At 78.0% G+C, this 10,632-nt stretch carries 8 protein-coding genes; 2 read left to right on the top strand and 6 right to left on the bottom strand.

Annotated features, from left to right (window positions below):
- Positions 1–124: 124 nt before the first annotated feature.
- The 3 genes from ACIPN7_RS20225 to ACIPN7_RS20215 are packed head-to-tail and all read right to left on the bottom strand — an operon-like array spanning position 125 to position 4,639.
- Positions 125–1,705: a hypothetical protein gene (locus ACIPN7_RS20225; RefSeq protein ID WP_400546290.1), complete on the bottom strand. Its 1,581-nt coding sequence runs from the start codon at positions 1,703–1,705 to the stop codon at positions 125–127.
- Positions 1,686–3,197, bottom strand: a complete 1,512-nt coding sequence (locus tag ACIPN7_RS20220; protein ID WP_400546287.1) for a hypothetical protein — start codon at positions 3,195–3,197, stop codon at positions 1,686–1,688. The genes ACIPN7_RS20225 and ACIPN7_RS20220 overlap by 20 nt, the downstream gene beginning before the upstream one ends.
- Positions 3,194–4,639 (bottom strand): condensation domain-containing protein, encoded by a 1,446-nt coding sequence (locus tag ACIPN7_RS20215; protein WP_400546284.1) that lies wholly within the window; start codon positions 4,637–4,639, stop codon positions 3,194–3,196. The genes ACIPN7_RS20220 and ACIPN7_RS20215 overlap by 4 nt, the downstream gene beginning before the upstream one ends.
- Before the next feature lie 189 nt (positions 4,640–4,828).
- On the opposite strand from ACIPN7_RS20215, the gene ACIPN7_RS20210 reads away from it, so the two are divergent.
- Entirely contained in the window at positions 4,829–6,274 is a 1,446-nt protein-coding gene (locus tag ACIPN7_RS20210) for a hypothetical protein (protein WP_400546281.1), read from the top strand.
- A gap of 11 nt (positions 6,275–6,285) precedes the next feature.
- Here ACIPN7_RS20210 and ACIPN7_RS20205 read toward each other — a convergent pair whose 3' ends face one another.
- Positions 6,286–7,632 carry a glycosyltransferase gene (locus tag ACIPN7_RS20205; protein WP_400546278.1) on the bottom strand — a complete coding sequence of 449 codons (1,347 nt, stop codon included), beginning with the start codon at positions 7,630–7,632 and terminating at the stop codon, positions 6,286–6,288.
- Positions 7,633–7,685: 53 nt separating this feature from the next.
- Between ACIPN7_RS20205 and ACIPN7_RS20200 the strand changes: the two genes are divergently transcribed.
- Positions 7,686–9,152 carry a hypothetical protein gene (locus ACIPN7_RS20200; protein ID WP_400546275.1) on the top strand — a complete coding sequence of 489 codons (1,467 nt, stop codon included), beginning with the start codon at positions 7,686–7,688 and terminating at the stop codon, positions 9,150–9,152.
- An 88-nt stretch (positions 9,153–9,240) separates the two neighbouring features.
- On the opposite strand, the gene ACIPN7_RS20195 is transcribed toward ACIPN7_RS20200, so the two are convergent.
- Positions 9,241–10,134, bottom strand: a complete 894-nt coding sequence (locus tag ACIPN7_RS20195; RefSeq protein ID WP_400546272.1) for a ketopantoate reductase family protein — start codon at positions 10,132–10,134, stop codon at positions 9,241–9,243.
- Positions 10,131–10,541 carry a hypothetical protein gene (locus ACIPN7_RS20190; protein WP_400546269.1) on the bottom strand — a complete coding sequence of 137 codons (411 nt, stop codon included), beginning with the start codon at positions 10,539–10,541 and terminating at the stop codon, positions 10,131–10,133. Before ACIPN7_RS20190 ends, ACIPN7_RS20195 begins: the two co-directional genes overlap by 4 nt.
- Positions 10,542–10,632 lie beyond the last annotated feature (91 nt).

Here is a 10,632-nt window from a genome sequence, read left to right as displayed (position 1 = left end):
CGCCCGCGCCCCCCCCCGGCGCGGCGGTTCCCGCCGCGGGGCGCGCCGCCGGCCGGCCCGTGCGCGATCCGGACCCCCTTGCGGCGGTGCGCGCGCCCCCCCCCCCGGGGGCCCCCCACTACTCCTACGTTCGGGCGGGTTCGGGCGGCTCGTCGGCGGGCCGGCGGTCGGTCGGGGGCAGCGGTGTCGGGGGCAGGGCCGTCAGGAGGTCCGACCAGCGGTCCAGCACGGCGTCGACCGTGTCGGCCGCCGTCGGGGTGCGGGGCATGCGGGCGCGGACGGCGATGCCGTCCTCGGTGCGGGAGACCCAGACCTGCAGGTCGTCGGCGCGGGTGGCGGCCGACACGTGGTGGGCGCGCCGCCCGGCGGCCGCGGCGTGCCCCGGCAGGCGGCGGTAGTCCAGGTACGACACCTGGAAGATGTCCGTCCGCGGGAACCGCAGCGGCTGGGGCAGCGACGTCACCACCTGCTCCAGCGGCACCGCGGCCAGCTCACGCGCGGCCCGGAGGGCCTTGCCGGTCGCGGCCAGCGCGGTGTCCGGCACCGCGGGCCGGACGGCGGGGCCCGCAGGCACGGCCCAGGGCCGAACCCCCGCGGGAGTGTCCCCGGCGCCGGAGTCGATGCGCAGCGGCACCGTCGTGGTGTGCCAGCCGACGGCGCCGCGGGCCGCCGCGTCGTCGCGGGTGTGCACCGGCAGCAGGGTCTCCAGGACGGCGGGCCCGCCCAGGTCCGCGACCGCTCCGGCCAGCGTGACCAGCACGGCCGCCGACGTCGACGCGCCGGCCGCCCGGGCGCGCGCCGCGACGGCGTCCGCGGTCGCGGCGTCGGCCAGCGGGCGCACGACGGTGCGCTGCGGCACCCGCTCGCCGTCGGGCACGCCGAGCGGCAGCGGGAACGTGGGCAGCGCCCAGCCACGGTCGCGGAGGAAACCGTGCCAGGTCGCGAGGCGCGGGTCGTCGGCGCCGACGGGCGGTGGGCCGGCCGTGTCGCCGGACGGCGGTCCGGCGGGCGCCCGGTCGGCCCCGGACGCCAGGACCGCACGATCCGCCGAGACCGGGTCGGCGATGATCTCGGCCGCGGCGACTGCGGGCAGTCCTGCCGCTCGGCCCGGGCCGGCGGCCCGCCCGGTCCCGCCCGTGTCGGACCTGCCACCCGTGCGCTCGGCGTACCGGGCGGCCAGCTCGTCGATCACGACGGTGGTGGACCAGGCGTCGGTGTGCAGGTGGTCCATGCCCAGCACGATCGTCGACCGGCCCGGGCGGCTGATCGCGGCGGGCAGGAACGCCGGGTAGCCGAACGGCGCGCAGCGCCGGGTGAGCTCGGTCGCCAGGTGCTCGCGGGTCTCCGCGACCGTGCGCGTGACCGGGCCGTCGTGCCGCCGCCAGACCAGGCCGTCCGGGTCGTGCCGCACGAGGCCCACCTGCTCGGGCGCGGGACGGCGGACCGCCTCGACCCGCAGGCCCGGGTGGTCGGCCACGAGATCGCGGAAGGCGGCCTCCAGCGCCCCGGGATCGATCGGCCCGTCGACGTCGAACGCGGCGGTGATCCACACGCTCGGCTCGCCGGAACCGGCCCCGAGGAGGTGGTTGCGCTGGTTCCAGGTCGGCGCCGCCGCAGCCGGACGGCGTCCCACCCCGGGCGTGACGTCCCAGGTGACGACCCGGCCCGGCGCCGGCTCCCAGAGGTCAGCCGAGAGGACCCGCACCGGTCGCCTCCAGCCGCGCGTCCCGCACGGTGTCCGCCTCGGCGACGGCGGCCGCGAACGTCGCCGTCAGCTCTGCGAGGTAGCGGTCGACGGCGGCCTGCGCCGCCGGTGTGTCCGGCGTCTGCGTGACGACGTACAGCCGCTCGTGGTCGCGGTTGACCCACAGCGACGCGTTCGCGGTGCGGCCCTCTCCCGTGAAGTGCAGGCCGTTGTCGTAGGCGGGCCGCCCGACGCCGGGGAACCGCCGCAGGTCGAGATAGCTGATGAGCTGCGGGCTGCCGAGGGAGGCGGGGTCGAGCACGCCGCCGGCCAGCATGACGCCGAGCGCGGCGTGCACCGGCACCTCCGCCACCTTCCTGGCCTGGCGGAACGCCGCGTCGGCGACGGGCAGGGCGGTCGCGAACGACGCCGGGCCTCCGCCGTCGGGCACCGGGAACGCGACCGGCGCGAAGTTGCACAGCCAGCCCTGCGTGGTCTCGAAGCCGGGGCCGCGCGTGCCGACCACGGTGACGCCGAACCAGTCGGACGCGCCGGTCAGCCGGGCGTCCGTGAGCGCGATCCCGGCGAACACCGCTCCGGTGAACCGGGCGCCGTGCACGGCGGCGAGCGCGTCGATGCGCGCGAGGCCGTCGGCGTCGAGCAGGGTCGCGGAGCGGATCTTCACGGGAGCGGTCTCGCCGGGCGGCAGGCCGAGGTCCAGCACGAACTGCGGCAGGCGGCCGCCGTGCGCGGTCACGGCGTCGGACCAGGCGCTGATCTGGGGCGCGTCCGCCGGGGTCGCCGCGGCGAGCTCGTGCTCGGCCCGGGCGTGGTCCAGGAAGGACCCGGCGGTCGGCGGGGGTTCGGGGAGCGCGGGTCCGGTCCCGCCGTCGTCCGCCGCGGCCGCGAGCTCCTGCCCGTACAGCTCCTCGATCTCGCTCAGCACCATGAGCTGCGACCCGCCGTCCGTGAACGCGTGGTCGCAGCCCCAGAACAGCCCGAACCCGTCGTCGGTCACGACGGCGCCGAGCGCGAACGGCGCCCAGGAGTCGGGGCGGCACGCGGCGTCGAAGGTCGCGTTCAGGTGCCCGGTCACCCACTCGTCCCACGGCAGGCCGGGCACCGGCGAGAGGGCGGGCACGTCCACGGGCGCGAAGCCGACGGCGCCCGCGGGGACCAGGTGCCGCACCGCCGCGCCGCCCTCGGCGCAGGCGTCGACGTCGAACCAGGTGCGCAGGCCCTCGTGCCGCCGCACGAACCGGGTCAGGGCCCGGGCCAGGGCGGCGCCGTCGAACGGCCCGTCCAGGTGGGACGCGGTGCCGGTCCACGCGCGGTGCCGGCCGCCGGAGGCCCGGCGCGCCGCGAAGGCGCGCAGGTGGTCGCCCTGCAGGAACGACGGGGGTCCGGGGTCCACCGGCGCCTGCCGGGCCGCGGCGAGCGCCGCCGCAGTGGGCCGCACGTGCACCACCTGCCCGGCGCGCGGGGACCAGGTGCCCAGGGCGCTGAGGATCATGCGACCGCCTCGCTCAGGCCCGCGGTGCCGAAGGCCCGGAAGCAGGCGCGCAGCTCCTCGATCAGGGCGTCCATCGCGACGTGCGCCTCGGGCGTGTCCGGGTAGCGGGTGGAGACGTTGAGGCCGTCGTGGGTGCGCAGGAACCACAGGTAGAGCTCGTCGGTGCCGTACGCGGGACTGCGCAGGGTGCGGGCGTCCCAGTCGCTCCAGCGCTCGGCCCCGGGCACGAACCGCGTGTCCACGTACGAGACGGCGAGGTGCGGGCCGTCGGTGATGCCGCCCAGCTCCGCGATGCGCGCGAACGAGTACCGCACCAGGGGCTTGCCGGCCGCGACCGCGGCGTGCACGCGCTCGACGGCCGCGGTCAGCGCGGTGCCGTCGACCACCCGCTTCGCGCCGATCCCGCCCGCGTCGACCTCGCGCAGCACGGGGTCCACGCCGTCCAGGTCGAGATCGACGGGGCACAGGCCCACGTACCAGCCGACGGCGGCAGCGTGCTGCGGCGCGTACCGGGTGTGCATGGGCAGCACGAACCGGAGCCGGTCGATCCCGTGCACCCGCCGCGCGGCGTGCGCGAACGCGGCCAGCACGCCGGACTGGGCGGACGCGCCGCGCGCCCGGCTGCGGGCGCTCAGGTCGTCGGTCTGGTCGACGGTGGCGAGCCACGCGGAACGGGAGGCCTGCGGGCGGGCCGCCTCGGCGGCGTCGGCGGCCGGGTGCGTGACGCCGTCGGCGCCGTAGCGGGGGAACGTGGCGCCCGGCCCGAGGAAGTCGAGCCAGCGGTGCACGGGCTCGCCGTCGGCGGCGAGCGTCATGGCGAGCTTGCGGTCCTCGGCGGAGAAGTCCACGTGGGAGCCCACCTCCAGCGCGCGCAGCTCGGCGTCCGGCACGCCCCGGCGGGCGGCGTCGTACAGCGAGACGATCTCCTCGAACCACAGGAGCTGGGAGTAGGCGTCCATGACCGAGTGGTCGGCGCCGAACGCGAGCACGAAGCCGTCGGCCGGCTGGTCCGGCACGACGCTGGCCAGGACGCAGTGCGGCCAGGCGGTCGGCGAGACGTCGGCGAGCAGGCTGGGCAGCAGTGCCGTGACCTGCGCGGCGGTCAGGTGGCCGACCACGAGGTCGCGGACGGCGACGGCCTCGGCCGGGGCCGTCACGCGCCGCCAGCCCGCGCCGGCGTCGCGGGTCACGGTGGTGCGCAGCACCTCGTGGCGGCTCATCCAGGCGTGGACGGCGCGGCGCAGCGGCTCCGGCTCGTAGGGCCCGGGAACCCGCAGCACCGAGCCGATCCAGGAGCCCGGCTCCGAGTCGCGCAGGTGCGCCTCGTGCCCCGGCGAGAGGTCGCGCGGGTCCTGCTGCCAGCGTCCGGCGTCGGCCCGCGGCGTCCAGGACGTCACGACCCCGGCGGGCAGGTCGTAGGCCGAAAGCTCGGTGTATTCCATGCGGTCGGGTCCCTCGATCGGTCTGTGGGCACGGCCAGCACGACGTCGGACGAGTTCCGCGGTCCCCTTGCGGCGACCTTTATACCGGATTCACCGGGTGAAAGTTAGTCCCCCCGTAATGCCCGGTATGGTCGGGTTGCTGAAAGCCCACGGTCCCTCCGGGACCGCGAACCGACCGGAGAGACGAGCGTGACGGACCCGCCACCCGCACTGCGCCTGCAGTTCGCCGACGACATGTTCCTGCGCCGGCACGACGGCGGCGCGAGCCCTGCCGTGAACCAGGTGCTGTGGCGCCTCGACGGCCCCTTCGACGCCGATCGTCTGCGTGACCTGGCCGAACGCCTCGCCGCCGGGTCCCTGCACCGGCGCGTGGTGCGCGCCCGCGTGCCCGGCGCACGGCACCGCTGGGCGCCCGCGGGCACCCTGCCGGTGCTGGACCTCCAGACGGCGCCCGTGCCCGAGGGCGGCGTCGGCGTCTGGGCGCAGGCCCAGGCCGACGTGTCGCTCGATCCGGCCCGGGGCCTCTCCTGGCGGATCTCCGCCGCGGACATCGCGGGCCGCCCGGGCGCCGGCGGCGCCGGGACCGTCGTCGGGTCGGTGGTCTCGCTCACCTGCGCGCACGCCGTCGCCGACGGCGCCGCCCTCATCGACGCCGTGGTGCGCGCCGCGACGCACGCCGAGCCCATCGTCGTCCCCGCGCCCGAGCGCGGCCGGCGCGCGCTGCTCGCGGACGCCGCCGACGCCGCGGCCCAGGCCGCCGCCGTCGCGCGCTGGGCCCGGGACAAGGCCCGGGCGAAGGCGCAGGCCGCCGCCCAGGAGGCCGCCCCGCAGATCGAGGCCGCCGCCGCGCCGGGCACCCGGCACGAGCCCGTGCCGCCCCCGCCGGGCGAACCCGCGCCCGGCGGCCCCCCGGCCCCCGGCACGGAAGCCCTGGCCCCCGCGCCCGCCGACGACGCCGGCTGGCGCGTGCCCGTGCTGCACGTCGAGCTCCCGGCCGACCAGGTGACCCAGGCCGCCGCCGCGCACGGCGGCACGCCCAACACCTGGTTCGTCGCGTTCCTCGCCCGCCTGGTGCACGCCACCGGCCGGTTCCCGGGCGAGCCCGTGCCCGTCGCGCTGCCCGTCTCGACCCGCGGCGCCGACGACCCGCGGGCCAACTCGACCAAGATCGCCCGCGTCACCATCCCGGCCGACGTGCTGGCGCACCGCGACCTCGGCTGGGTCCGGGCGGCCGCCAAGGAGGCGTACACCGCCGTCGGGCAGGCGGAGCCCGGGGTGGCCCCGGTGCCGCTCGAGCTGGTGCAGATGCTGCCGGACACCCTGGTCAGCCGCCTGCCGCAGCCGCCGGTCGCCGCCGCGCTGGCGTCCAACCTGGGCCGCCCGCCCGAGGGCTACACGCAGGCGGCGGGCGGCCCGGTCCGCGCCGTGGCCACGCTGTCGCACTACCAGGGCGCGTCCGCCGCCGAGCTGCGCGCCGCCGGTGGGGGGCTGGTCGCGTTCTGCACCACGGCGGGCCGCACGACGACGCTCAGCGTCGCCGCCCTCGACCCCGACCGTGTGACCGACGCCGACGCCCTGCGCCGCCTGGTGCTGGCCGAGGCCGAGGCCTGGAAGCTGCCGGCGGCCCCGTGGTGAGAGGGCGGGGCTCAGTCGCCGGTGATCGCGTCCGCCGCCGCCGCGACCGCCTCGTCCGGGGGCACCAGCCGCGCCCCGAGCGCGGCGGCGCGGGCCGCGGTGGCGTCGTCGAGCACCTCGGCCAGCGCCCCGGCGAGCACGCCGGGCTGCGTCAGGGTGCTCGCGCGGCGGGCCACCCCGACCCCCGCGCCGCGCAGCAGGTCGCCCCACATCGGCTGGTCCGCGGAGTACCAGCCGACGACGGCGGGCAGGCCCGCGCGCAGCGCCGCCGCCGTCGTCCCTGCACCCCCGTGGTGCACGGCCGCGCGGCAGCGGGGCAGCACCGCCGCGTGGTCGACGGCGCCGACCACGCGCACGCGCTTCCCGTCCGGCCCGGATCCGCCGGAGCCGCCCGGCCCGGCCGCGCCGCCCGGACCGCCGGGACCGGCCGCGCCCGAGAAGTCGTTCCAGCCCGCGCTGACCAGCGCCCGCACCCCGAGGTCGGCGCACGCGGCGTCGACGGCGGCGAGCAGCGCGGCCGGGTCCGCCACGGGCATGGAGCCGAAGCCCACGTAGACGGGCGGCTCGCCGTCGTCCAGCCAGGCGTCGAGGCCCGCGTCGAGCCCGTCGAGGCTGCCGCCCGACCCGGCGCCGGCCTCCCCGAGGCGCGCCCGGGCGGCGGCGTCCAGCGCGAGGAAACCCGTCAGCGGACGGCGCGGACCCCACTCGTCGGCCAGCCCGGGCGCGAGCGCCGGGTCGTAGGCCTGGATCTCCACGACCCCGGCGTCGCGCAGGCGGGTGGGCAGGTGCACGCGCGTGCCGCCGAGCCCGAGCTCGGCGCGCTGGGCGTTCTCCGCCCGGCGGGTCAGGCCCCAGCGCACCCGCTCCCCCAGCGCCCAGACGGCTCGCGTCGCACCCGGGCCGCGCACGCCGCTCACCGGCGACACCACGCGGTTGGCCCGCACCGGGCAGTAGTGCAGCGCCGCCATGGCCAGGCCGCGCCGCTCGGCCACCGCGGCGGCCAGCTCCTGGCCCAGCAGGCCGGTCACCACGGTGTCCGCGCCGCCCACGTCGTCGAGCAGCGCCAGCAGCCCGGTACGCAGCCCGTCCCAGCCGGCCGACGCCACGGCGCGCAGCGCGCGCACCCGGCGCACCGGGTGCGCGGACCGCATGTCGCGCCGCACCAGGTCGGACCCCAGGAGCGCCGCGGAGTCGATGCCCAGCGGCACCGGGTCCAGGCCCAGCCGGCCGGCCAGCGGCACGAGGTTCGGCGCCACGCCGGTGACCACCTCGTGCCCGCGCCGGCGCAGCTCCAGGGCGACCGCGAGGGCCGGCTGGACATCTCCTCGACTGCCCACCAGGGCCATGACATGACGCACGCGCGCAACCTACACGCCCGCCGACCACCCGCCCGCCCGGCACCGGAGAACCAGTGACCAGCCCTGTGACCAGCCCACCCGCCACCCCGCCGAACCTCACGCCGACCACCGGGTCCCCCGCCGCGAGCAACCGCCTGACCTACGACGACGACCTCTTCCTGCGCACCCGCCGGGTGCTCGGCGTGGCCGTGGTCAACCAGACGGTCTGGCGGCTGCCCGCGCCGCTGGACGTCGACGCGCTGCGCGCCCTGCACCGCGGCCTGGCCGAGGGTCCGCTGCAGCGCGTGGTGCGGCCCGGGCGGCTCCCGGGCGCCCGCGCCCGGTGGTCGGCGTCCACCACGCTGCCCGACCTGCTCATCGGGTCCGCGCCGGTGCCCGAGGCCTACGTGCTCGCCTGGGCGGACGAGCAGGCCCAGGTGAGCCTGGACCCGGAGCGTGGCCCGACCTGGGCGCTGTCCGCCGCGCCGACGACGAGCGGCGGGAGCCTGCTCAGCCTCCTCACCTCGCACGTGGTGGCCGACGGCGGGATGCACGTGGGCGCCCTGGAGGCGGCCGTCGCCGCCGCCGCGGCCCGGGGCGCCTTCGCGGGCGGGTACGCCGAGGGCGCGCCGTCGTCCGACGGCCGCCGCCTGCCCAAGGAGGGCGAGCGCATCCGCACGGGCCTCGTGGCCGACCTGCGCGACGCGACGGACCAGGCGCGCGCCGCCGTGGGCGGCCTGCGCAGGATGGCGCGGCAGGGCCCGGTGCCGCCGCTGATGGCGCAGCAGTCCGCGGACCGGCCCCGGCCCGCCCCGCGGCCCGACGACGCCGAGCCCGCCCACCCGCCGATCGTCGTCGTGGACACGGACGCCTCCACCTGGCACCGCGCGGCGCACGCCGCGGGCGGCACGGCGAACAGCCTGCTCATCGCCGTGTGCACGGAGATCCTGCTCGCCGCGGGCGCCGCGCGGGCGGGCATGCCGGTGCGCGTGTCGCTCCCTGTCAGCCTGCGGCAGCCGGGCGACCTGCGGTCCAACGCGACGTCCGGGGTGTCCATCGCGGTGGACACCACCGTGACACCCGCACCCGAGCGGGCCGGCGTCGTGGCCGACATGGCGCAGATCCGGGCCCGGTCCAAGGCCGAGTTCGCGGCCCTGACCTCCGGCACCCGGGTGGACACCCTGAGCCCGCTCAAGCCGCTCATGCAGATGGTGCCCGACGCCGTCGCCAAGCGGGCGGCGCGCGACGGCACCGCGCCGCTGTGCCTGGCCTCCAACCTGGGCCGGCTGCCGACGGCGTTCGCCGCGCCGCTCGGCACGCCCGCCTCCAGCGTGCTCATGCGGGGTGTGACGCAGGGGCTCACGCGCGGGCGGCTGCGGCAGATGCGCGGCGGCCTGGACTCCTGGTGGTCCGAGCACAACGGCATCGCGACCCTGGCGGTGCTCGGGCTGGACGACGAGCGGCTGGGCACCCCCGCGCAGGTGCGCGCGGCGGTCGAGAGCGTGTACGCGCGGCACCGGCTGCCGGTCCGGTTCTGGTGACCCTCGCCTCTGAGGCCCGGGTTTCTCCGCTTTCGAGGCCTCGAGAGCGGAGAAACCCGGGCCTCGAAGGGGAGGACGGCGGCCCGACCTAACGGCCGACCGACGCCGCCAGCTTGTCCACCGTCGCGGTGAGCACCGGCATCACGATCCCGTGCCGCGCACCCGCGCGCAGGATCGCACCGCCGATCGCGTCGAGCTCGCCCGGCCGCCCCGCCGACAGGTCGGCCTCCAGCGAGCCGACGGTCAGCGGCGGCATCCCGGCCAGCAGGCCGCGCAGGTCCGCGCCCGTGGAGGGCACACCCTCGGCGGAGGCGACGGCGGCGATCTCGTCCAGGAGCCCGGCGGTGAGTGCCGGGTCGCGGTCCAGGGCGTCGGCGATCCCGGTCTTCCACGTGGAGGTCAGCAGCGACAGCGCGGCGAGGAACCGCAGCTTCTTCCAGAGCACCTCGGCCTCGGTGCCGCCGGTCTGCAGCACGGCCCCGGTGTCCCGGAGGGCGGCGGTCAGGCCGAGGTCGGCGGCGGCGTCGGGCACCACGACGGTCAGCAGGTCGAACGAGTGGGTGACCGTCGCCGGGCCGGGGCCCTCGGCGGGCGTGCGCCGCGTCTGGCCGGCGATGGTCGCGCCGAACACGGCCGCCCCGGGGGCCGCCGCACGCAGCGGCACCATGTGCTCCACGCCGTTGAGCAGCGCGATCACCTCGACCGGGTCCGCGGCGCGCAGCAGGTCCGCGGCGGCGGCCACGCCGTCCGCCTTGACCGCGACCAGCACGCGGGCGCCCGGCGGCACCGTGGTGGACGCCGGCAGGGGCGCGTGCCAGCTCCCGAACAGGTCGGAGACCACGTCGAGCCCGTGCTCGGCGATGTGCGCGGCGGTCCGCTCGCGCGCGACGACCGTGACGTCGTGCCCCGCGCGCTGCATGAGGGCTGCCATGAGACCGCCGATCGCACCCGGGCCGACCACCGCGACCGGCGCGTCGCTCACGCGGCCATCCGCACCGGAGGGTGCCCCTTCGACCCGGGGATCGCGGTGGGCCGGGCCGCCTTGCGGCGGCGGATCGTCACCAGCACGCCGGCGGACGCCGCCGCGAACGCCAGCACGCCGAAGCCGGTGGACCACGCGTCCAGGTCGACCGAGAGGGTGAAGGCGATGATCGCGCCGACCGGGGCCACCATGCCGACGAGCACGGAGATGCGGGCCAGCCGCAGGGCGCGGGCGATGCGGGCGACGGACCAGCCGACGACCGCCCAGGTGAGGACGGTGAGAGCGGCGCCACCCACGGAGGCGAAGATCTCGCCGGCGTTGTGCGCGCCGGAAGGAGGCCCGAACCAGAAGAGCTCGGTGGTCGCCACAAGCACCAGGAACCCCACGATCGCGGCCGTTCCGGTCACGAGAGAGCGTGTCAACACTCGGCCTCCGCACTGAGGGACTGCGCCGGACTTTCCTGGCGCGCCCCTTTATACCAACTCGTTACCGCGCGGT

Source organism: Promicromonospora sp. NPDC090134 (assembly GCF_044746965.1).
Taxonomy (GTDB): Bacteria; Actinomycetota; Actinomycetes; order Actinomycetales; family Cellulomonadaceae; genus Promicromonospora.
Note: the sequence above shows the minus strand (reverse complement) of the source record. Positions and strands in the feature narration are given on the sequence as shown.